A 22522-nucleotide genomic window follows, 5' to 3' on the forward strand; every position below is an offset into this window, starting at 1 on the left:
CATCTCCGCGGAGACACAGAGAATTCACGCCATCCGCACAGCTTCCCCTCTCTATATCGGGCCAGGCACAGCTCACGGTCACGTCCCGCTCCCGTCCCCCGTGGCCACCGCTCGATCGGCCTCCGCGTCGATGGAGGGCCCATCACCCAGCGCACGGGAGAACCGGTCGCGTGCCTGTCTGACGTACTCCGTCAACTCGGCCGGCTCGATCACCTCGAAGTCCACGCCCATCAGCAGTACGTGGATCACCAGCACCTCCAGGCTCGCCGCCCCGGTCCGCAGCAGACAACTCCGGTCGTCGATGGGCTCAAGGACACCGTCGGACGGACCGACCACCTGTGCCGCCTCGGCCATCGGCAGCTTCAACCGAACGGTGGCCTGCGCCGCGTACGTGCGGGTGGAGACCCCGGCGGAGACATAGGCGGCGAGGTCCTCGGCCGGGGCCGGCCGGGGCGAGAACCGCGGGCCGTGCGGCGGTCGGGGAGTGATGCGGTCCGCCCGGAAGGTACGCCAATCCGCCCGGTCGACGTCCCAGGCGACGAGGTACCAGCGGTGTTCCGTGCAGACGAGACGGTGCGGCTCGACCGTACGCCGGGTGGTCGCCCCCGCGTGGTCGCGGTACTCGAACCGCAGCCGTTCACTGTCCCGACAGGCGTGCGCCAACTCGACGAGGACGGAGGCGTCCACCGGGGAGCGGGGGGATCGCATCATCGGCACGGTGAAGGCGTTGAGGGCGCCCACCTGACGGCGCAGCCGGTACGGGAGAACCTGCTCCAGTTTGGCCAGGGCGCGGACAGAGGTCTCGCCGATGCCTTCGACCCCCTGCCCGGCGGCAGCCCGCAGCCCCACGGCGACAGCTACTGCTTCTTCGTCGTCGAGCAGCAACGGAGGCAGTTGGGCGCCGACACCCAACTGATAGCCGCCGCCCGTGCCGGGGCTCGCGTTCACCGGGTAGCCGAGTTCGCGCAGTCGGTCCACATCACGTCGGACGGTTCGGGGCGTGACGCCGAGTCGATCCGCGAGATCGGCCCCGGACCATTCGCGGTGGGCTTGAAGGAGTGAGAGCAGACGCAGCAGCCGTGCGGAGGTCTCCAGCATGGAGCAGAGTCTGCCAGCCCTTGCGGACAGCTTCAGTCCGCAAGGGCCACGGCCAGGACATCTGCGGGCTCGTCGTGGCTGCCCCCTCGTACGAGGGACCCGCCATGAAAACCGGACGTGCGCCAGACGTGCGCTGTGGCCCGCCGAATCGCAGGGGGCGACGGGTCACGACGGTCGGGAGCGGTCGTTCATCGACCCAAGCGGTCAGGCGGTCTTGGCCGACTTCCTGGCCCCTTTGACCCGGCGCAGCACGTCCCCCGCGAAGTGCCGCAGGGTATAAGCGGCGCTGTAGAGCACACCGCGACCGCGGTGCACGGCGTCCTTCAGGGCGCTGCGTGATCCGTTGTCGCGGGCTTCGGCCATGAGCCGGGTGAAGAGTTCCTCGTGGCGGGCGGCGATCCGTGCGGGGTCGAAGCGTTCGGACGCGGCGAGCGCGGCGGCTCCCGTACGTCTGCGCAGGTCCTCATCGCGCATCAACTCCAGGAGGGCGTTCGCGACGGCCTCCACATCACCGACCGGGACCAGTCGGCCGTCCACCCCGTCCGAGATGATCTCGCGCGGGCCGTGCGGACAGTCGGTGGAGACCACGGGCAATCCACAGCGCATGGCCTCGACGATCGTCATGCCGAAGGATTCCCGGGCTGAGGTCACGGCGGCGATCGATCCCTTGACCCACTCCTTCTCCAAGGGGTTGGCGTTGCCCATCAGGAAGACGTGGTCGCCCAGTTGATGGCGTTCGATCAGTGCGGTGAGCGCGTCACGCTCATTGCCGGTCGCGTCGCCGCTGCCGTAGATGCGCAGCTTCCAGTCCGGCTGCTCCACGACGACGCGGGCGAATGCCTCCACCAGGACGTCGTACCGCTTGACGCGGGTAAGCCTGCCGGCCGCGACCACGCACTGGGCGGTGGAGTCGGCCGGCCGCACGGCGGGGGCGGGAACGCCGTTGGGCACCGCTTCGATCCGCACCCCTGGCAGTCGCAGCGCCCGGTAGGCCCGGGCGTCCGACTCGGTGACGGTGGTGACGGCGTCCAGGAGGGGATAGCGGTAGCCGATCTCCCGGCGCAGCCGATAGCTGTGGCTGTCCAGGGTCAGATGCTCCTGGGCGATCCGGATCGGGCCACGGGGGGCTTCCCTGGCGATGTGGACGTTGAGCCCCGGGCGGGTCCCGATGACGACATCGGCCTGAAGGCCGCGCAGATGCTCCCCGATGCGGGTGTCGGTGAGGACGCTGTACTGCTTGTGGCGTCCGTCCCCCCGCGGGAAGAGCCGTGCCGGCCGCGCGTAGTCGGCGTGGTCACCGTCGTAGTCGGGGCTCTTCTTCCTGAGGTCGACGAGGTGTTTCATCGTGACGCCCTCGGGCGGCCCCATCAGCGGGTCCTCACGATGGCGAAAGACGGATACGACCTCGACGTCATGACGTTCGGCAAGGACCTCAGCAAGATTGAAAGTTGTACGGATCGTGCCGCCGATCCCATAGGCGTTGTGAAGCAGAAAAGAGATGCGCATACGCCGTAGCGTCCGTTCCCCCAGATATCAAATGCGGTCAGGAATGGACTTTACTGGTGCGTGACCTTTGCCGGAGTCTCCGGGGGGATCGGTGAGTTGTTGCGCACCGCACCGTCCGCGGCTGCCCACTCGCCGTCAACACCCCTTCTATCAGGGCGTTTTACGAAGATGGAGGCGCCGGAGCCGAGCCCTGCCGTCACACAGGACTCGTACCGCAACCTCCCGGTCGACCGGCTCGTCGATCAGCGGAAGAACTCCGGCGCGCCACCACTGCTTGAACAGTCACCGTCTCCAACCGGCGAGGATCGGACGGAAGACGGTGACGACACGTCAGAACATGAGGCGCTGTCCCGGCAGGATGAAGTCGGGATCTGCTCCGATCACCGCCCGGTTGCCGGCGTACAGGGCCCGCCAGGACAGCCCATGGGCGTCGGCAATGGCCCCCAGGGTGTCTCCGGGGCGGACGGTGTAGTCACCGCTGCGTGCACCGTCGCGCCCGCTGCGGTCGACCGCGCGGTTCACCGCTCGCACATCGGACACCGGCCGCGGCTTGAACTCGGACTTCTTCACGGCCCCGCTCGTGGACTTGGTCTTGGCCGGCTGCCACTTCTGTTGCTTCTGCTTCTGCGGCGCTCCGGCCGAGGGAGGGCTGCCCTGGGCACCGGCCCGGACCGAGCAGGTGGGCCAGGCGCCCCAGCCCTGCACCCGCTGGACCTTCGTGGCGATCGCGATCTGCTGGGCCTTGCTGGCGCGGTCCGCAGTGGGTGCGTACGCGGCCCCACCGAAGCCCCGCCAGGTGGAAGGCGAGAACTGAAGGCCGCCGTAGTAGCCGTTGCCGGTGTTGATGTGCCAGTTTCCGCCACTCTCACAGCGGGCGATGCGGTCCCACACGCCGCTGTCCGCGGCGTTGGCCTGTCCGGCTGTGGCACTGAGCAGTGCCAGGGGCGCCGCCACCGCGGTGGCGACCAGTGCCGCCACCCGCCGGGGAGTGCGCGGGGAAACGGGCGTCGAACGGGAACTCGTGAACATCGAATCCCTCTCAAAAGCGCCGGGGTGCCTCACGACGGCGCGGCCCCACGACGCGTCCGGCGTCGGGAACCGCCCCGCCCAGCCCGCCGAAGGCGGTGGTCGCCGAGGGGGCCGAAGCTCCGTTCGACTCTCCGGTGTTGCAGCGATGGGCCGCACTGGCAATGCGGTCGAGGCGGGCTGTCCCGGGCGGTGCGCTCTGCACAGGGCGGAATCTAGAGAGCACGACGGGCGGGCGGCAATGAATCGACGGTCAGGGCAGGCCAGCTGCCGATTACCTCAGGTAACAGCCCTTTCAGGACACCCACTTCGGCGTTGGATCTGCCGAAATACCGCCCCGTTCACGCGCACCCCTGTGAGTTGGTTCACGGACCAAAACTCTCTGCGTTTACCCATGGTTGACGCAGCGTAGGCAATTTCGTCGATATTTCTGATCGTTGACGGAGTCGATTGGGACGGGTTCCCTCCGATCTCCCACTGATGTCCACATCGAGCGTGACTCCGACCACACCTCACCGTTGAACTCTTTATAAGCCGGGAACCGCCCGGCACACCCGATCGAGTCCTAGGAGCCACCCGTGATGCTCGACGTCAGCGAGGACGTACGCGCCGAGATCGGAGACCAAGAAGCCGATCGGCTGCTCGCCGGCGAGAACGCCCCGGGCAGCTACGACTGCACCTCCTGCCGCACCCCGGGCGACACCGGCCGCGAGCGCACCAGCACGGTGCTCTTCGTCGGCGAGGAGACCGCCGTCCTCGCCTTCGCCCATGCCACCTGCATCCCCTCCCAGGTGGTCCAGGTCGCAGAATCCGAGCTCCAGGGCGCCGTCCGATCGATCACCGGCGAGGAGACGGGTTCCTTGGCGTCCCCGTCGACCGATGCCGCCCCGGGGCAGGCCGTGCTCGGCGTCACCAGCGGTCTGATCCTGATCGACGACAACCTCCATCCCGCCCTGGTCGTCGAACCGACCGGGCCCATCGCCCGCCCCGGCACCCTCGGCACGAACGGCGATGAGTTCCTGCCGCTGCTGATCGAACAGGGCTTCCAGCCGGTGCACGACGTCAACCGGCTGCCCGGCCAGCTCCAGGGCTGGTCGGTCCTGCTGGCCATGGGTCAACTGCACGCCGTGCTCCAGCCCGGCACCACCGGGAGCAGCCCGGCCGCCTGGTGGCAGGCTCACCAGCCGCTCCAGGTCACCGAGGGCTGGCGCACCGCCGCCAACAAGTCGCACACCGTGCTGGTGTTCGCCGCCCCGGTCGGCGCGATCGGTCAGCAGCCGCGGGAGGACCTGCTGCGGGATGCGCTGGAGAAGGCGGCGGCGGGAGGTCGACTGGTGGCCGCGACGATGCCGCTCGCGGGCACCTGACCACCCCTGGGGGGCGCGGGCAGTGACGGGGAGCGCTATGAGTCGTTTGCGTAACGTGCACTCATACGACCCCTCTCGTCAGCCGTACCAGAGCCATATCCCCGGGATGCGTCCCGCGCGTGAGGCTTACACGGGCCACTCCCCCACGCCCATCTATGACGCGCTGTACGCCGAGTACCGCCGGTCGTTCCGGGCTCTGCCCGGCGACCGGACCGGCGAGGAGCACCTCGGGTTCGAGTCCTTCGGAACCGGGTTGACCAGTACGCGCGCCCTCCCCAGTGGCGGTCAGCACTATCCCGGCACCGGATGGCAGCCCTATCCGTTCCCTCGCCCCGCCCACGTCGGGCACTATCCGGCCGCCCTGCCGCCCGGGCCACGCCGGGGGGTCTGAGGCACCGACACCCACCCGGCCGGCACGAGCACTGCCCCGGACCCCTGAGCAGGGGGCCGGGGCAGTGCTCTGTCATGCCGTCGGGGCGGCGACGGTCACTTCTTGCGACCGCGCTTCTCCCGGACCCGGACCGAGATGTGGATCGGCGTGCCCTCGAATCCGAACTCCTCGCGCAGCCGGCGCTCGATGAAGCGTCGGTAGCCGTGCTCCAGGAAGCCGGAGGCAAAGAGGACGAACCGCGGCGGCGCGATGCCCGCCTGGGTGCCGAAGAGGATGCGGGGCTGCTTGCCACCACGGACCGGGTGCGGATTCGAGGCGACGATCTCACCGAGGAAGGCGTTCAACCGTCCCGTGGGGATCCGGGTCTCCCAACCGCCCAGCGCCGTCTGGATCGCCGGTACCAGCTTCTCCATATGGCGGCCAGTGCGGGCCGAGACGTTGACCCGAGGTGCCCAGGCGATCTGGGCCAGCTCGGTGTCGATCTCGCGCTCCAGGTAGTAGCGCCGCTCCTCGTCGAGGGTGTCCCACTTGTTGAAGGCGATGACCATGGCACGGCCCGCCTCCACGGCCATCGTGATGATCCGCTGGTCCTGGACGCTGATCGACTCGCTGGCGTCGATCAGTACGACGGCGACCTCGGCCTTCTCCACGGCGGCAGCGGTGCGCAGGGACGCGTAGTAGTCCGCCCCCTCCTGGAGGTGCACTCGGCGGCGGATGCCTGCGGTGTCGATGAACTTCCAGGTGACGCCACCGAGCTCGATAAGCTCGTCGACCGGGTCACGCGTGGTGCCCGCCTGCTCGTTGACGACGACCCGCTCCTCGTTCGCCACCTTGTTCAGGAGGGACGACTTGCCGACGTTCGGACGGCCGATGAGGGCGATCCTGCGCGGGCCGCCGACGGCGACGCCGAAGGTCTGGGCGGGCGCGTCGGGCAGCACCTCCAGGACGGCGTCGAGCATGTCGCCCGTACCACGTCCGTGCAGTGAGGAGACGGGGTGCGGCTCGCCGAGACCGAGCGACCACAGTGCGGTGGCGTCCGCCTCGCCGCTCTGTCCGTCGACCTTGTTGGCGCACAGCACGACGGGTTTCCCGGCGCGGCGCAGCAGCTTGACGACGGCCTCGTCCGTGTCGGTGGCCCCGACCGTGGAGTCCACGACGAACACCACGGCGTCGGCCGCCTCGATGGCGTACTCGGCCTGGGCGGCGACGGACGCGTCGATCCCGAGGACGTCCTGCTCCCAGCCGCCGGTGTCGACGACCTTGAATCGGCGCCCCGCCCATTCCGCCTCATAGGTGACGCGGTCGCGGGTGACTCCGGGACGGTCCTCGACGACGGCCTCACGGCGACCGATGATGCGGTTCACCAGAGTCGACTTGCCGACGTTGGGACGGCCGACGACTGCGAGTACGGGCAGCGGTCCATGACCGGCCTCGTCGATCGCGCCTTCGACCTCCTCGGCGTCGAAGCCCTCTTCCGCGGCGAGCTCCATGAACTCCGTGTACTCGGCATCGCCGAGCGCTCCGTGGTCGTGCTGGTCGTTCATGAAGTCCGTTCCTCACGAGATCATCGTGCGGCTACCGCCGCGTGGCGGACCGCGGTCGTGCGGTCCCTGCTCAAGTCTTAACCGGTGCGCCCGGTGGCGCGCCTGGCGTTTTCCAGATGGGTGGCGAGCCGCTCCTGGATGCGTACGGTGGCCTCGTCCAGCGCCTTGCGGGTGCGCCTGCCGCTTCCGTCACCCGCTTCGAAAGCGTCTCCGAAGACCACGTCGACCCTGCCCCGCAACGGGGGGAGTGCCTTGACGAGCCGCCCGGCGCGCCCCGCGCTGCCGAGGACGGCGACCGGGACGATCGGCGCCCCGGTGCGCACCGCGAAGTACGCGAGTCCGGCGCGCAGCGACGCGAAGTCGCCTTCGCCCCGAGTGCCCTCGGGAAATATGCCGAGGACGCCACCGGCCTCCAGTGCGCCGAGCGCACCGGTGATGGCCGTGCGATCAGTGCTCGAACGGTCCACCTTCAGTTGGCCGATCCCCAGGAGGAAGGGGTCGAGCGGACCGACGAAAGCCTCTTTCTTGATCAGAAAGTGCACCGGTCGGGGGGCGGTCCCCATCAGCATGGGTCCGTCGAGGATATGCGAGTGGTTCACGGCGAAAATCACCGGACCGGCCGCCGGAACCCGCCAGGCGCCGAGCACCCGCGGCTTCCAGAACCCATACATCAGTCCAATGCCGATGCGGCGCCCGACGGCCGCGCCCTTGGCGGACGGCACGCTCACCGGGCGGCCCGCTTCGTTTCCACCAGGGCGATCACACGGTCGATGACCTGCTGCAGGGTCAGCTCCGTCGTGTCCACCTCGATGGCGTCATCCGCCTTGGCCAGCGGGGACGTCTTCCGGCTGGAGTCGGCCGCGTCCCGCTTGATCAGGGCTTCCTTGGTGGCGGCCACATCGGCGCCTTTGAGCTCACCGCTGCGCCGGGCCGCGCGTGCCTCGGGCGAGGCGGTGAGGAAGATCTTCAGATCCGCGTCGGGAAGGACGGTGGTGCCGATGTCCCTGCCCTCAACGACGATTCCCATGACCGCGGAGGCCGCGATGGTGCGCTGGAGGTCGGTGATCGCGGTCCGCACCTCGGGCACGGCGCTGACCGCGCTGACCTTGGCGCTGACCTCCGGGGTGCGGATGGGACCCGCCGCGTCCACACCGTCGACCGTGATCGTCGGGTCGCCCGGGTCGGTGCCGGAGACGATGGCGGGCTTGTCCGCGGCCGTGGCGATGGCAGAGGGGTCCGCGACGTCGACGCCGTTGGTGATCATCCACCAGGTGATCGCGCGGTACTGAGCGCCGGTGTCCAGGTAGCTGAGCCCCAGTGCGGCGGCCACGGCCTTGGACGTGCTCGACTTGCCCGTGCCGGCAGGGCCGTCGATGGCGACGATCACGGATTCCACGGTGGCGGACACCTTCCTGAGGTAATGGATCGGGCCTGGCGAGAATGCCGACGTGCCCCGGACAAGGTTACCGATTGCCCGGACCCGTCAAGGACACGCCGATGTCCGCTGCCCGAGACCGTGGACAGCGGCTGTGCGGGGAGCCTCTTCGGCGGTGTCCTGGCCGGCTCGTCCACGGCACGACCGGCTTCCTCGACCGAGCCATAGACGATCCACATCTGAGGCCCCTCGGGCGATCCGAGGGAGGCGATCTACTGGCGGATGGACCAGCCCCGCTCCCGCAGGGCTGCGGTCAGGATCGTCGCCGCCGCCGGTTCCACCATCAGTTGCACCAGACCGGCCTGCTGCCCGGTGGCGTGTTCGATGCGGACGTCTTCGATGTTGACCCCGGCCCGGCCCGCGTCGGCGAAGATCCGCGCCAGCTCGCCCGGCTGGTCGCCGATGAGCACCGCGACGACCTCGTACGAGGCGGGGGCGGCACCGTGCTTGCCGGGTACGCGTGCCCGACCGTCGTTCCCCCGGCGCAGCACGTCCTCGATGCCCTCAATGCCGTCCTTGCGTCGCGACTCGTCGGCGGACTCCAGCGCCCGTAGCGCCTTCACCGTCTCGTCGAGGTCGGCCGCGACCCCGGACAGCACGTCGGCCACCGGGCCCGGGTTGGCGGAGAGGATGTCGACCCACATCCGCGGGTCGGACGCGGCGATGCGGGTCACATCGCGGATCCCCTGGCCGCACAGGCGAACGGCGGTCTCGTCGGCCTCGCGCAGCCGGGCGGCGACCATGGAGGAGATCAGTTGGGGTGTGTGCGAGACGAGGGCCACGGCGCGGTCGTGGGCGTCTGCGTCCATGACCACGGGGACGGCCCGGCAGAGCGCCACGAGTTCGAGGGCGAGGTTGAGGACCTCGGTGTCCGTCCTCGGGGTGGGCGTGAGCACCCAGGGGCGCCCCTCGAACAGATCGGCCGTCGCCGCGAGGGGGCCGGATCGCTCCTTGCCGGACATGGGGTGCGTACCGATGTAGCCGGAGAGGTCGAGGCCGAGGGCTTCCAGCTCGCGGCGCGGCCCGCCCTTGACGCTGGCCACATCCAGGTAGCCGCGGGCGGTGTCGGTCCGTATGGCGGCGGCCAGCGTGGTGGCGGTGTGTGCCGGTGGTACGGCGACGATCGCGAGGTCGACCGTCGCCTCGGGCGGTTCGTCGGTGCCCGCGCCGAGAGCGGCTGCGGTCCGGGCTCGTTCTTCGTCGTGGTCGGTGAGGTGGACGATCACCCCGCGGCTGGCCAGGGCCAGCGCCACGGAGGTGCCGATCAGTCCGGTGCCGATCACCAGGGCGGTTCTCACTGGGCGATGTCCTTGCGCAGGGAGGAGGTGGCGCCGAGGTACACATGGTTGACCTCGGCGCGGTCCAGGTCCGACTCGATGTGCGCCAGCACCCGTACGACTCGGGGCATCGCACCGTCGACGTCGATCTCCTGGGCACAGATCAGGGGTACGTCCACGATGCCCAGGCCGCGGGCCGCGGCGGCCGGAAAGTCGCTGTGGAGATCGGGGGTGGCGGTGAACCAGACGCTGATCAGATCGTCGGCCACCAACGCATTCCGCTCCAGTATGGCGGTGAGCAGCTCACTGACCTGCTCGTTCATGTGTCCGGCGTCGTCCCGCTCCAGCTGGACGGCTCCACGGACCGCTCGTACCGCCACATCATCTCCCTTGGCTCCACCGCCGGTGCGGCAGCTCCCTCCAGGGTAGTCAGCCGGCCGGTGGGACGCCGCGGCGACCGTCTCGCGAGACGGCGTCGACAGCCGGCAGGGGGCTGGGCGTCGCATGGGGATGACGCATGGGGGTGGAGTGGTGGCCGGTGTGATCGGTATGTCGATAAGTGCGGTGGTGTGCCCCGGACCCGGGGTGAAGGTGGGCTGGTGACTTGTCGGCAAGGGCATGGGCCGATGAAACGAGAAGTCTCCTCGGCCGTGCGCGGTCGCCGCTGGAGCACCCACGCCGTCAACCGCGCCTCCTGCGCATCACCCCGTCGAGTGCCGGCGCGGCTGTGCGGCGCGCTTCTCCCGGGACCGTCCGGGCGCGAAGATGCAGGAGGGCGCTGGTTGACGGCCGAGGAGGCACACGATGACGACAAGGCGACATGTGGTGCTGGCAGCCGGCGCGACGGCACTGACCACGGGCTGCGGGGGCGATGATTCCCCCGCCCCTTCCGGCACCGCTCAGCGCAGCTCCACCTCTCAGCCGTCCCACGAGCCGACCGGGACGTCGACGCGGACCGGTGACGGGCAGGAGTTGGCCGGGACGTCTCAGATCCCGGTGGGCGGCGGCAAGGTCTTCCCCGGCCCCAAGGTGGTCGTGACACAGCCGACGGCGGGCGAGTTCAAAGCGTTCTCCGCCGTCTGCACCCATCAAGGGTGCCTTGTCGACAAAGTTGCCGACGGCACAATCGACTGCCCCTGCCACGGCAGTCGGTTCCGGGTGGCCGACGGATCGGTGGCCCGGGGCCCGGCGACCCGTCCGCTACCACCCGAGCAGATCACGGTCACCCAGGACACGATCCTGCTGGCCCGGTGAGCCGGAGCGAGCCCCGACCCGCTAAGACCTCCTTCAGGACCCGGCGCTTCGGACGATAGCTGCGCACAGGGGCCGCACCACTTCGGTGACCTGCATGAAGGGGCCCGTAACCTTGGGGCCATGACCCCTGAGGACCTGGTGCGCAACCACACCATCTACTCCTGTGTGATGGGGTCGCGGGCCTTCGGTCTGGCCACCGAGGACAGTGACACCGACCGCCGCGGCATCTTCCTCGCACCCACCCCGCTCTACTGGCGGCTGGTCAAGCCGCCCACCCATGTGGAGGGTCCCGCGGACGAGCAGTTCTCCTGGGAGTTGGAGCGGTTCTGTGAATTGGCCCTGCGCGCCAATCCCAACATCCTGGAGTGCCTCCACTCCCCCCTCGTCGAGCACATCGACGACACGGGCCGGGAGTTGCTCTCGCTGCGGGGCGCGTTCCTGTCCCGGGAGGTCCAGCGCACCTTCGTGCGCTACGCCCAGGGACAGTACGGAAAGCTGGCCGCCGGTGTGCGTCTGAGCGGCGCCCCGCGCTGGAAGCCCGCAATGCATCTGGTGCGGTTGCTGATGTGCTGTCGGCAGTTGCTGCGCACGGGGGAACTCGTCCTCGACGTCGGCGACGAGCGGGGCTGGCTCCTCGCCGTCCGTCGCGGTGAGGTGTCCTGGTCCGAACTGGAAGCCAGGATGGCCCGGATCAGCGAGGAAGTGGCCGCCGCCGGGACGGCCACTGCACTCCCTGCGGGGCCGGACCTGGCCCGGGTCGAGGACTTCCTGATCCGCGTCCGCCGCAGGTCAGCGCTCCAGTCTGACCCGTACGACCAGCTCTGAGAGGGCGCGGCGGGCCAGCGGTTCACCGGGCAGCGCTGAATCCCGCTGGGCCTGCTCCAGAACGTCGTGCAACTTCTCCACGTCGTCGTGGACCGCGGCCACGTCCAGTCCGATCGCCGGAGCGTGCTCCGCAGCCGCCTTGGCCGCTATCAACTCCGGCAGGTACGACGGTGCGTCGATCGCCTCGATCAGGGTGGGCAGATGGGCCTGCACGGTCCCGCTGCGCATCAGATGGATGCCGGTCAGCAGGGCGCGGAAGGTGTAGAGCAGCGGTTTCAGTTCGCCGCTCTTGTCGAACAACCGCCACTGCGTACCGGCGAAGCCCTGGTAGTGGTGTGCGTGGTGGAAGGTGAGGACGTCCGGTGCGAGCGCGATCATCTCCGCATGGACATCGGTGGTGTGGACGACGAGCGGGGACAGCAACTGCTCCAGCACATAGCCGTTGCGCCGAAGCATTAGGCGGACGAACTTCCGTAGGTCGTGCGAGACCAGGTCGAGTTCGACGCCGTCTTGGTCCCACATCCTGGACCGGGTCTCCGTCGGTTCGTCGAGACCGAGCAGTTCGGCCGCCGGCAGCAGATGGGCACCGCGCAGATCCACGTCCGAGTCCCGGGACGGGAATCCGTACAGATGCGCCCCGGAGACGGTGGCGAAGAGCAGACGGTCGGGTTGCTCGGCTACGACGGTCGTGAGATCCACCGCCAAGGGTTCGTTCATGGATCAAGCATCCCAGAGCGCCCCCAGCGAGAGCAGTTCGTTGCGGTACTCGATCCGGTCCGACCACGCACCGGGCCACGCGCCCGCACCCAGGTGCGCCCCCGCCAGGGCCCCGGCCAATGCGGCGATGGAGTCCGAGTCACCGCGCGTACAAGCCGCCCGTCGCAGCGCCAGCACGGGTTCGTCGGGAAAGAGCAGGAAGCACTGGAGTGCGGTGGCCAGGGCCTCTTCGGCGATCCAACCGTCTCCCGTGGTCAGACAGGGATCGGTCTCGGGGCTCGGCTCGCGCAGTGCCGCGGTGACCCGGTCGAGCGCCTGGAGGCAGTCGTCCCAGCCGCGGGCGATGAACTCCTCGGGTGTGGCGTCCCCCGCACGCGTCCACAGCCGACCGAGCCACTGCTCGTGGTAACTGGTCCGGTTCTGGTACGCGTAGGACCGCAGGGTGCCGACCAGTCCCATCGGTTCCGCGCCGCGCGCCAGCAGGAAGACGGCACGGGCCGTCAGATCGCTCGCAGCAAGCGCGGTGGGGTGCCCATGGGTGAGCGCCGCCTGCAACTGGGCCGCTCCCGCGCGCTGCGTTTCGCTGAGCCCGGGGACGAGACCGACCGGCGCGACCCGCATGTTGGCGCCGCAGCCCTTGGACTCGATACGGCTCGCCTCGGTCCAGTGGATGCGCTCGCTATCGAGAAGTCGACAGGCGCTCAGACATGTGTTGCCCGGGGCCCGGTTGTTGTCGGGCGAGTGGTACCAGACGAGGAACTCCTCGCGCAGCGGCTGGGTGAGCCGAAAGGCGTCGAGCGGCCCGCGGTCCGTCGCGGTGCGGACGGCACGCCCCACGGCCAGGGTCATCTGGGTGTCATCGCTGACGACGGCGGGGGTGATCAGCTCCATCTCCCGCCAGGGCCCGCACTTCGCGAGTATCTGCGGCACATCGTTGAACTCGGTGGGGAACCCCAGGGCGTCCCCGAGCGCGAGACCGAGCAGTGCGCCGGTGGCGGCCTGCTTGGTGACGGTCCTGGAGGTCGTGTCGAGCGTGGTCATGGCTAGGGTCCTTCCGGTCGCATCAAGGGAGGGTGCAGGACGGTTGCCGTACCCGCCCGGTAGAGCGCGGCGGGCTTCCCCCGGCCGCCGGTGCGTCGCGGCGGACCGTCGACGGCTTCCACGAAGCCCGGAGTGGCGAGGACCTTGCGCCGGAAGTTGGGACGGTCGAGTTCGACGCCCCAGACGGTCTCGTACACCTGCTGGAGCTCGCCGAGCGTGAAGTACTCGGGACAGAAGCTGGTGGCGAGACAGGTGTACTCCAGCTTGGCGCCGACCCTCTCGTAGGCGTCGGCGAGGATCCGGCCGTGGTCGAAGGCGAGGGGACGCCTCACTTCGTACGGGGTCCACCGGGCGGCGACGGCGTCACCGCCACCGCGGGGTTCGGGCAGATCGGGCAACAGCGCGGTGTACGCGACGGAGACGACGCGCATCCGCGGATCGCGGTCCGGTTCGCTGTAGGTGCGCAGTTGTTCCAGATGGAGGTGGTCGACGGCGGGGGCGGACAGCCCGGTCTCCTCGGCGAGTTCACGGCGGGCCGCGGTCCCGGCCGATTCGTCGGGGTGCACGAACCCCCCGGGGAGCGCCCAGCCCCCGCGGTACGGGTCCTCGCCGCGTTGGACGAGCAGTACGTGTAACTGCTGGTCCCGGACCGTGAAGACCGCCAGATCGACGGTGACGGCGAAGGGCGGAAAGGCGTGCGGATCGTACGCGGACGGGGTGGGGGCGGGCCCCGAACCGCTCCCCCACGCTGACCCCCCGTTGCTCCCGCCCTGCCGGTCCGCCATCAGCCGCGCTCCGTGAGCGGGGAGGCGGTCGTCGTCCCGGTGCGGTCCGGGAGCGGGTCGGCGAAGTTCCACCCCTCGTCGAGGAGTGCGTCGACGGCGGCCACCGCGGTCGCCAGACGTCGGGGGTGCGGCCCGGTCAGACGCACCGTTCGCCGTCCGGTGCGTCTCAGTTCGGCGTCGAACCGATCGGTCATCCAGGGCCGCAGTTCCTCACCGTCCCTGAGTCCGTCGTCCTCGAAGGGGACCCCTTCGTGGTCGGTGAGGAACCACAGGTGCTGGCGGCCGGCGGCGGCGATCCGCGCCACCTCCTCATGAGTGCCGCCGAGGTAGCGCTCGTGCCAGATGGTGGTGGCGAAGGCGTCGGTGTCGCAGAACACCACGGGCGATCCCGCGCGGGCGGCCTGCTCCTCCTGCTCCTGCTGCCGTCGGGCGATGAGGGGGAAGTCATCGCTGGTGAAGGACACTTCGCTCCAGTGGGCACCGGGGCGTCGTTCGCGCAGCCTGGCCAGCTTGGCTTCGCTGAACGCCCTGCCGTACTCCGGAACGTAACGGGTCCGGGCCCAGATCCCACCGCGCTCGCGGTAGTGGTCGGCCAGTGCCCTGGCCAGGGTCGTGGTGCCGGTGGACTCGGCGCCCAGCACCACCACGCGCCGGGCGAGGGCCGCACGGACGGGTGCCCGTAGGAAGTCCCAGTGGGCGATGGGGTCCTGGCGGACGGCCGTGCCGGAGACGGGGAACAGGGAGCGTTCGGCGTCGACGCACACGGACTCGGCGCCGAAGCGCCGGCCCAGTTCCGTTCCATACGCCTCCGAGGTGAAGACCGCATCGACCGGTTCGGGGACGGCCGCGCGGAAGATCTCCATGTGCGCGTCCCAGATCGCCGGGTCATCGAGGTCCATGGGGACGTCGTCGACGGCGCCCACGACGCGTACTCCCGGGGAGTTGTGGACCTCACGCATCCACGCCACCCGGTCGGCGAGGGGGATCGACTCGACCGATGCGGCGCACACGAGGACCGTGAGTCGCTCACAGCGGTCGGCGGCGGTCGTGACCAGGTGGTGGTGTCCGGCGTGCGGTGGATAGAACTTGCCGAGGACGAGTCCGTGCCGATGACTCTTCATGAGCTCACCGCTGCGGGGCGCGAGTTGGCGGGTGCGAGCCCCCGCGACCAGTTGCGCAGTCCGATGACGCAGAGCGTCAGGAATCCGGCGTACAGCAGGGAGGTCAAGTACAACCCCTTGTGGGCGTAGAGCGGAATGTAGATGACGTCGGCCGCGATCCACAGCCACCACGACTCCAGTCGCTTGCGGCACTGGCCGTAGGTCGCCATCAGGGAGAGCGCGGTGGTGCTCGCGTCCCAGAAGGGGACGGTGGAGTCCGTGGCGCGGTCGAGGAGGACGGTGATCGCGACGGTCCCGATCGCCCCCGCCGCGCCGAGCCAGATCCACTCGGTACGGCTGGTGCGCCGCACCGGAAGGCGGTCGGTGCCTGGTCCACCCCCGTGGGTCCAGGTCCACCAGCCGTACGCGGCGAGGGTGATGAAGACGATCTGCAAACCGGCGTCGGCGTACAGGCCGGCCTGGGTGAACAGCAGGATGAAGAAGACGTTGTTGGCGATGCCGATGGGCCAGTTGGCGATGTGCTGACGGGCGACGAGCCAGACGCAGAGCGCTCCACTGCCGAATCCGAGGACCTCGGTCCAGCTCACGGCGGTGTCGAGCAGCGTGAACAGCGGCTGCTGCAAGGGGTCCAGTATCTCCGCGAGACTCACGGCCACTCCTTAATAGTCACTCTGACCATAAATGAGGGCGGGGCTCTGCACAAGGTATTTGCGGTGCTGCGGTCCGCCGCCCGGGGCGATGGACCGCAGGTACGCACGGTGCCGGGCCGCCCGGGAGCATGCGAAGAGCCCGCAGTCTCCATGACTGCGGGCTCTTCGACGACTGCGGGCTCTGGCGCCTGGGCTCCCGGCCCGGATGCCAACGGGCCCTGCTCGGCCGGCGGTCAGACACGGCCGAATCCCGGGCACGGCTCGATTTCGCGAGGCCGCATCTCAAGAGAGACCGAATCCGAGGAGGGCCGAATCCGAGGAGGGCCGAGTCTGAGGGGGGCTGACTACAGCCCGACCTCCTTCATCAACATGCCCACCTCGGTGTTGGTCAGACGCCGCAGCCAACCCGACTTCTGGTCGCCGAGCCCGATCGGCCCGAACGACGTCCGCACCAACTTGTCGACGGGGAAGCCGGCCTCGGAGAGCATCCGACGCACGATGTGCTTGCGCCCCTCGTGCAGGGTGACCTCGACCAGGTAGTTCTTGCCGGTGTTCTCCACGACCCGGAAGTGGTCGGCCTTCGCGTAGCCGTCCTCCAGCGGGATGCCGTCCTTGAGCCGCTTGCCGAGGTCGCGCGGCAGGGGGCCCTGGATGGCGGCGAGGTAGGTCTTCTTCACCCCGTACTTGGGGTGGGTCAAGCGGTGCGAGAGCTCGCCGTGGTTGGTGAGCAGGATGATGCCCTCGGTCTCCGTGTCGAGCCGACCCACGTGGAAGAGGCGCGTCTCACGGTTGGTGACGTAGTCGCCGAGGCACTGGCGGCCGTCGGGGTCCTCCATGGTGGAGACGACGCCCGCGGGCTTGTTCAGCGCGAAGAACAGGTGCGACTGCGTGGCGACGGTCAGCCCGTCGACCTTGATCTCGTCCTTGTGGGGATCGACGCGCAGCCCCTGCTCGGTGACGATCCGCCCGTTGACCTCGACCCTGGCCTGGTCGATGAGCTCCTCGCAGGCGCGGCGCGAGCCCATGCCGGCACGGGCGAGGATCTTCTGCAGGCGCTCACCCTCCTGCTCGGCGCCCGGGTGGGTCTTGGGCGTCTTGATCTCGGGCTTGCCGGCGTACCGCTCGCGGTTGCGCTCCTCGGTACGGGCGTCGTACTCACGGGAGCGCGCCGGGACGGAACGCCCGCGTCCGCGCTGCGGAGCTCCGGACGGGGGCTGCTTGGGACCGCCCTTGGCACCCCCTCGCGCCGCGGCACCCCGGCCCTTCTTCGGAGCGTCGGAGGAGGAGCCGCCGACGTCGTAGCGGCGCTCCTCGGGTCGGGGCGTACCCGAGCGCTTCTGCTTGTCGTCGCGGTTGTTTCCCGCACTGCGGGGGTTACCCCGCCCGCTGCTGTTCCTGCCGCTGCTTCGCATCAAAGTTCCGTCGTCTTGTCGTCTTCTGTGTCCGGGGCGTCCGGAGCGTCCGGATGGTTCGAAGGCTCCGGAATGTCCGGGGCATCCGGGTCGAACGACGGAACACCTTCTTGGGTGTCGGCCTCGATCGCTTCGGCCTCCGGAAGGAAGGGCGCAAGCTCCGGCAGCTCGTCCAGGCCGCGCAGGCCCATCCGCTCCAGAAAGTAGTTCGTCGTCCTGTACAGGATCGCACCTGTTTCGGGTTCCGCGCCCGCCTCATCGACCAGACCCCGCTGGAGGAGGGTGCGCATCACCCCGTCACAGTTCACTCCGCGCACGGCGGAGACCCGGGAGCGGCTGACCGGCTGGCGATAGGCGACGACCGCGAGGGTCTCCAGGGCGGCCTGGGTGAGGCGGGCCTGCTGACCGTCGAGGACGAACCGTTCGACCGCTGCCGCGTGCTCGGCGCGCGAGTAGAACCGCCAGCCGCCTGCCACCAGTCTCAGCTCGAAGCCGCGCCCCTGTGCGGTGTACTCGTCGGCCAGCTCCCGCAGGGCCTCCGCGACGGCCCGGGGCGGGCTTTCCAGCACCTTGGCGAGGTGTTCCTCGGTGGCCGGTTCGTCGACCACCATCAGTACCGCTTCGAGGGCGGGCTTGAGATCGCTCACGCCGTGTCCTTGGGGAGGTCGGGCACCCGGTCGAACTCATCGGTGACGGTGGCGACGGTATCGCCGCCACTCCAGCCGACCACGAGTTCGCCGAGCGCTTCTGGCTGGTCGAGGAAGACCGCCTTGTCGCGGTAGAGCTCCAGCAGCGCCAGGAAGCGGGCCACCACGGTCAGGGTGTCGCCGGTGTCCTCGGTGAGCTCCCGGAAGGTGGCACGACCGCGCTCGCGCAGCAGGGCCACCATGATCTCGGCCTGCTCGCGGACGCTGACGAGCGGCGCGTGGATGTGGTCGACGTACACCTGCGGCTTGGGTTTCGGCTGCATGGCCTTGACCGCCAGCCGGGCGAACCCCTCCGCGCCGATGCTGATCACGACCTCGGGCAGCAGCTCCGCGAGCCGGGGTTCCAGCCCGACGGTACGGGGGTAGCGGCGGCCCTCGACATCGAAGCGGTCCTGGAGGATTTCGGCGATCTGCTTGTACGCGCGGTACTGGAGGAGCCGGGCGAACAGCAGGTCCCGCGCTTCGAGGAGGGCCAGGTCGGCCTCGTCCTCGACTTCGGCGGCGGGCAGCAGCCTGGCCGCCTTGAGATCGAGCAGGGTGGCCGCGACCACCAGGAACTCGGTGGTCTGGTCGAGGTCCCAGTCGTCGCCCATGGCCCGGATATGGGTCATGAACTCATCGGTGACCCGGGAGAGGGCGACCTCGGTCACATCGAGCTTGTGCTTGGAGATGAGCTGGAGGAGGAGGTCGAACGGGCCTTCGAAGTTCGCCAGACGGACGGTGAACCGTCCGTCGCCGAGCGGTTCCGACCCGTCGGATGGCTGCTGCGCAGACGCTTCCTGTGCGGCTGGTTCCGGGGTGATCCGTACGGCTGGTTCCTGAGCGGCTGGTTCCTGGGCGGACCGTCCGTCCTCCACCGTCGGCGCCGCAGTCACCGTCGGCGCCGCTGCAACAGTGGGCGCCGCTGCCACCGTCGGCGCCGGGCCCTGACCCAGCGCTCGGCGGGACGGACGGGACGGGTCGGTCGGGGGCATCGCGGTCCAGGGGCAGGGCATGGAAAGGCATCGGGAGGGGGGCTGACGGGCGGCCCCACCTCCGCGAGGAGGTACAGGGGCCAGCGCGCAGGCTACCCTCAGCGACTCCGTAGCCGTCGTACGAGGATGCTCGCGTCGCCGCGCTGCTCAAGATCGGCCAGCACGACGGCGACCGCCTCGCGCACGATGCGGCCCCGGTCGACGGCGAGCCCGTGTTCCCCGCGGAGCACCAGCCGTGCGTGCTCCAGGTCCATCAGCTCCTCGGCCGACACATAGACCGTGATCTTCTCGTCGTGACGCTCCCGGCCGCTGGGGCGACGATTGCCGCCCCGTCCGCGCCCCCTGCGCGCAGGGGCCACAGACGCCTCCTGTGCAGGCTGGGGGCGACGCCCCTTGCCGGCTGCCGCCTGGGCCGCCGCGGCGGCTTCCTCGCCCCTGCTACGGCCTTCCGCGGGGGCTTCCGCATCCGCGGTGGAGTGCTCTGCGGAGCCTTCAGCCGCATCGTTCTCCCCGGACTGCGCCGGTACGCGCGGCTCCCCGTTCGCCTGCCTGCGCGGGGAGGACGGCTGGAGCGCCATCCCCCCGGTCGTGCGGAACAGCTCGTCGGCACCGGGCAGACTCACTCGGCGTGACACCGGGCGAGCACCTCCCTGGCGAGCTGGCGGTAAGCGGCTGCGCCGACCGAGTTGGATGCGTAGGTGGTGATCGGCTCGCCGGCCACGGTGGTCTCGGGGAAGCGTACGGTCCGTCCGATGACCGTGTGGTAGACGTGATCGTCGAACGCCTCCACCACCCGTGCGAGCACCTCGCGGCTGTGCACGGTCCGGGAGTCGTACATGGTGGCCAGGATGCCGTCCAACTCCAGTTCCGGGTTGAGCCGCTCCTGGACCTTCTCGATCGTCTCGGTCAGCAGGGCCACTCCGCGCAGGGCGAAGAACTCGCACTCCAGCGGCACGATGACCTTATGAGCCGCAGTCAGGGCGTTCACCGTGAGCAGTCCGAGCGAGGGCTGACAGTCGATCACGATGTAGTCGTAGTCGGACATCAGCGGCTTCAGCGCGCGTTGCAGAGTGGACTCGCGGGCGACCTCGCTGACCAACTGCACTTCCGCGGCCGAGAGGTCGATATTGCTCGGCAGCAGGTCCATGTTGGGCACGGCCGTCTTCAGCAGCACCTCGTCCGCCGACATGCCCCGCTCCATGAGCAGGTTGTAGACCGTGAGGTCCAACTCCATCGGGTTCACGCCGAGGCCGACCGACAGGGCTCCCTGCGGATCGAAGTCGACGAGGAGGACGCGCCGCCCGTACTCCGCGAGTGCGGCACCCAGATTGATGGTCGACGTCGTCTTGCCGACGCCGCCCTTCTGGTTGCACATCGCGATGATCTTCGCGGGGCCGTGGTCGGTCAACGGGCCCGGGATCGGGAAGTAGGGCAGGGGCCGCCCGGTGGGGCCGATCCGCTCGCGGCGCTGACGCGCGGCGTCGGGTGCGAGAGTTGCCGCGTACTCGGGATCGGGCTCGTACTCGGCGTCTGGGTCGTAGAAGTGCCCCTCGGGGACTTCCTCGTAGGCGGCGAAGTGGGTGGACTCTCGGCCACTCTCGTTGCCGGCCATGGCGTTCACGTGTAGGCCGTCCGTCATCTTCATCGTGTGGGCTGTCGTCATGTGCGTGGCGTCCCGGCGTGTCGCGAAGGTTCGTCCCCCGGCAGGACTGACGGAACCGAATACCTCCGGCCCGGACGACGAGCTCGGGATCCGCAACGGCGTTACCGTGTGACCACCCCCGGGAGTAAATGTCGACTCATTCACAAGTCGTCTTACCTCCTTGGATGTGACCAGGACTTTATCGATAGGTCAGCGTGGCACCATGCCGACGGTTGGCGACTCTATGGCGTGTCACCGCTCCACAGCAACACAATCCGCCGTACCGAACCCGATGTGTCGGCGCTTCGGCGACACCGGAACACGTCTCTGTCAAGGGCGCACGACGGTTTCAGCACGAAAATGCATCGGTGTTTCAGGGGCGGGCGAAACGGTTAAAGAGTTACGTTCAAGGCGAGTTGAGCGGTTGTGGCCCAACACCGGACACACGTCCGGCCGGACCTTGCACTGCAAGATCCGGCCGGTGGCGCCATGTTGACGGTGTCCGTTGACCGTCGGCCCGCTGTCAGCCGATAAGAGCACCCAGATCGACCCTGGGCAGCCCGTGCGCTTCCGCGACCGGACCGTAAACGACCTGGCCATCGTGGGTGTTCAGACCCAGGGCGAGCGCCGGGTCGCGGCGCAGGGCGTCGACCCAACCGCGATTGGCGAGCTCGACGATGTAGGGCAGCGTGGCGTTGGTGAGGGCGTACGTGGAGGTGTGGGGCACCGCACCGGGCATGTTGGCCACGCAGTAGAAGACCGAGTTGTGAACCATGAAGGTCGGGTCGGCGTGCGTGGTGGGGTGCGAGTCCTCGAAGCAGCCACCTTGGTCGATCGCAATGTCGACAAGGACACTTCCGGGCTTCATCTTGGCGACCAACTCGTTGGTGACCAGCTTGGGCGCCTTGGCTCCGGGGATCAGAACGGCACCGATGACGAGGTCGGCCTCGACGACGGCCTTCTCTAGTTCGTAGGAGTTGGAGACGACCGTCTGCACCTGGGTGCCGAAGATCTTGTCCGCCTCGCGGAGCTTGTTGATGTCACGGTCGAGCAGGGTGACGTGGAAGCCCATGCCCACCGCTATCTGCGTGGCGTTCCAGCCGGAGACGCCACCGCCGATGACGACGGCCTTGCCGGCGTGGGTGCCGGGCACACCACCGGGCAGCACACCGCGGCCACCGGCCGAACGCATCAGGTGGTACGCGCCGACCTGCGGAGCGAGTCGACCCGCGACCTCGGACATCGGGGCGAGCAGCGGGAGCTGCCGGTTCAGGGTCTCGACCGTCTCGTAGGCGATGGCGGTGGTGCCCGACTCCAGGAGGGCGTCCGTGCACTCGCGCGAGGCGGCCAGGTGGAGGTAGGTGAAGAGGGTCTGGCCCTTGCGGAGGCGGTGGTACTCCTCGGCGATCGGCTCCTTGACCTTCAGCAGCAGGTCGGCGGCGGCCCACACCTCGTCGGCGGTGGGGAGGATCTGCGCACCGGCTGCGATGAACTCTTCGTCCGTGATCGAGGATCCGAGGCCGGCGTGCTGCTCGATGACGACCTGATGGCCGTGGCGCACCAGCTCGTGCACACCGGCGGGGGTGATCGCCACCCGGAACTCGTTGTTCTTGACCTCGCGGGGGATACCGACCTTCACGTCGATCACGGTCCTTGGCTCAGGGGATTTCAGGGGCACTGCCATACATACCCGGACGCATTGGCGCGCACAGGAATCACCGCGACAGGACGCGATGGAGCCAGTTTAATG

At 69.2% G+C, this 22522-nt stretch carries 23 protein-coding genes; 4 read left to right on the forward strand and 19 right to left on the reverse strand.

The genetic code is table 11. From position 1 onward, the window contains the following. Positions 1–78 precede the first annotated feature (78 nt). The 3 genes from OID54_RS09180 to OID54_RS09190 all read right to left on the reverse strand — a co-directional run bounded on the left by OID54_RS09180 (position 79) and on the right by OID54_RS09190 (position 3633). Positions 79–1098 carry a helix-turn-helix transcriptional regulator gene (locus tag OID54_RS09180; protein WP_329016629.1) on the reverse strand — a complete coding sequence of 340 codons (1020 nt, stop codon included), beginning with the start codon at positions 1096–1098 and terminating at the stop codon, positions 79–81. A 204-nt stretch (positions 1099–1302) separates the two neighbouring features. Then, entirely contained in the window at positions 1303–2604 is a 1302-nt protein-coding gene (locus OID54_RS09185) for a glycosyltransferase family 4 protein (RefSeq protein ID WP_329016632.1), read from the reverse strand. 330 nt (positions 2605–2934) lie between these two features. Next, entirely contained in the window at positions 2935–3633 is a 699-nt protein-coding gene (locus OID54_RS09190) for a LysM peptidoglycan-binding domain-containing protein (protein WP_329016635.1), read from the reverse strand. 578 nt (positions 3634–4211) lie between these two features. Here OID54_RS09190 and OID54_RS09195 point away from each other — a divergent pair. Further along, positions 4212–4997 carry a hypothetical protein gene (locus OID54_RS09195; protein ID WP_329027352.1) on the forward strand — a complete coding sequence of 262 codons (786 nt, stop codon included), beginning with the start codon at positions 4212–4214 and terminating at the stop codon, positions 4995–4997. 37 nt (positions 4998–5034) lie between these two features. Then, positions 5035–5388, forward strand: a complete 354-nt coding sequence (locus tag OID54_RS09200) for a hypothetical protein (RefSeq protein WP_383543069.1) — start codon at positions 5035–5037, stop codon at positions 5386–5388. Between the two features lie 95 nt (positions 5389–5483). Here OID54_RS09200 and der read toward each other — a convergent pair whose 3' ends face one another. From der to aroH, 5 genes are all read right to left on the reverse strand, one after another. Next, positions 5484–6932, reverse strand: coding sequence for a ribosome biogenesis GTPase Der (gene der, locus OID54_RS09205; RefSeq protein WP_329016638.1), 1449 nt, complete (start codon positions 6930–6932; stop codon positions 5484–5486). 77 nt (positions 6933–7009) lie between these two features. Continuing rightward, on the reverse strand, positions 7010–7603 hold the full coding sequence (locus OID54_RS09210; RefSeq protein ID WP_329027356.1) for a lysophospholipid acyltransferase family protein: 594 nt from the start codon (positions 7601–7603) through the stop codon (positions 7010–7012). 53 nt (positions 7604–7656) lie between these two features. Then, entirely contained in the window at positions 7657–8340 is a 684-nt protein-coding gene (gene cmk / locus OID54_RS09215; protein WP_329016641.1) for a (d)CMP kinase, read from the reverse strand. A 239-nt stretch (positions 8341–8579) separates the two neighbouring features. Further along, complete coding sequence (locus OID54_RS09220; RefSeq protein WP_329016644.1) at positions 8580–9665, reverse strand: prephenate dehydrogenase; 1086 nt, start codon at positions 9663–9665, stop codon at positions 8580–8582. Next, on the reverse strand, positions 9662–10024 hold the full coding sequence (gene aroH, locus OID54_RS09225; RefSeq protein WP_329016647.1) for a chorismate mutase: 363 nt from the start codon (positions 10022–10024) through the stop codon (positions 9662–9664). The genes OID54_RS09220 and aroH overlap by 4 nt, the downstream gene beginning before the upstream one ends. A gap of 424 nt (positions 10025–10448) precedes the next feature. Between aroH and OID54_RS09230 the strand changes: the two genes are divergently transcribed. After that, positions 10449–10898, forward strand: a complete 450-nt coding sequence (locus OID54_RS09230) for a Rieske (2Fe-2S) protein (RefSeq protein ID WP_329016650.1) — start codon at positions 10449–10451, stop codon at positions 10896–10898. A gap of 120 nt (positions 10899–11018) precedes the next feature. Next, a complete protein-coding gene (locus OID54_RS09235; RefSeq protein WP_329016653.1) occupies positions 11019–11723 on the forward strand; it encodes a nucleotidyltransferase domain-containing protein in 705 nt (234 codons plus the stop codon). Here OID54_RS09235 and OID54_RS09240 read toward each other — a convergent pair. The 11 genes from OID54_RS09240 to ald form a co-directional block, all read right to left on the reverse strand. Next, entirely contained in the window at positions 11688–12440 is a 753-nt protein-coding gene (locus tag OID54_RS09240) for a nucleotidyltransferase domain-containing protein (RefSeq protein ID WP_329016656.1), read from the reverse strand. The genes OID54_RS09235 and OID54_RS09240 overlap by 36 nt on opposite strands. Positions 12441–12443: 3 nt before the next feature. After that, positions 12444–13481, reverse strand: a complete 1038-nt coding sequence (locus tag OID54_RS09245; protein WP_329016658.1) for an ADP-ribosylglycohydrolase family protein — start codon at positions 13479–13481, stop codon at positions 12444–12446. A gap of 2 nt (positions 13482–13483) precedes the next feature. Further along, a complete protein-coding gene (locus OID54_RS09250; RefSeq protein WP_329016661.1) occupies positions 13484–14266 on the reverse strand; it encodes an NUDIX hydrolase in 783 nt (260 codons plus the stop codon). Further along, the gene (locus OID54_RS09255; RefSeq protein ID WP_329016663.1) at positions 14266–15387 is read right to left on the reverse strand and encodes an AAA family ATPase; all 1122 of its coding nucleotides are present in this window, start codon (positions 15385–15387) and stop codon (positions 14266–14268) included. The genes OID54_RS09250 and OID54_RS09255 overlap by 1 nt, the downstream gene beginning before the upstream one ends. Beyond that, positions 15384–16037, reverse strand: a complete 654-nt coding sequence (gene pnuC / locus OID54_RS09260) for a nicotinamide riboside transporter PnuC (protein ID WP_329016665.1) — start codon at positions 16035–16037, stop codon at positions 15384–15386. The genes OID54_RS09255 and pnuC overlap by 4 nt, the downstream gene beginning before the upstream one ends. A 344-nt stretch (positions 16038–16381) precedes the next feature. Next, entirely contained in the window at positions 16382–17449 is a 1068-nt protein-coding gene (locus OID54_RS09265) for a pseudouridine synthase (RefSeq protein ID WP_329016667.1), read from the reverse strand. Further along, positions 17449–18060 carry an SMC-Scp complex subunit ScpB gene (scpB, locus tag OID54_RS09270; protein ID WP_358881476.1) on the reverse strand — a complete coding sequence of 204 codons (612 nt, stop codon included), beginning with the start codon at positions 18058–18060 and terminating at the stop codon, positions 17449–17451. Before scpB ends, OID54_RS09265 begins: the two co-directional genes overlap by 1 nt. 32 nt (positions 18061–18092) lie before the next feature. Beyond that, a complete protein-coding gene (locus tag OID54_RS09275; RefSeq protein WP_329016673.1) occupies positions 18093–19130 on the reverse strand; it encodes a segregation and condensation protein A in 1038 nt (345 codons plus the stop codon). Positions 19131–19228: 98 nt separating this feature from the next. After that, a complete protein-coding gene (locus OID54_RS09280) occupies positions 19229–19765 on the reverse strand; it encodes a hypothetical protein (RefSeq protein WP_329016675.1) in 537 nt (178 codons plus the stop codon). After that, positions 19750–20775 (reverse strand): ParA family protein, encoded by a 1026-nt coding sequence (locus OID54_RS09285; RefSeq protein ID WP_383543151.1) that lies wholly within the window; start codon positions 20773–20775, stop codon positions 19750–19752. Before OID54_RS09285 ends, OID54_RS09280 begins: the two co-directional genes overlap by 16 nt. A 520-nt stretch (positions 20776–21295) precedes the next feature. Next, entirely contained in the window at positions 21296–22411 is a 1116-nt protein-coding gene (gene ald, locus OID54_RS09290; protein ID WP_329027357.1) for an alanine dehydrogenase, read from the reverse strand. Positions 22412–22522: the final 111 nt, after the last annotated feature.

The sequence above is a fragment of the Streptomyces sp. NBC_00690 genome (assembly GCF_036226685.1).
Lineage (GTDB): Bacteria > Actinomycetota > Actinomycetes > Streptomycetales > Streptomycetaceae > Streptomyces.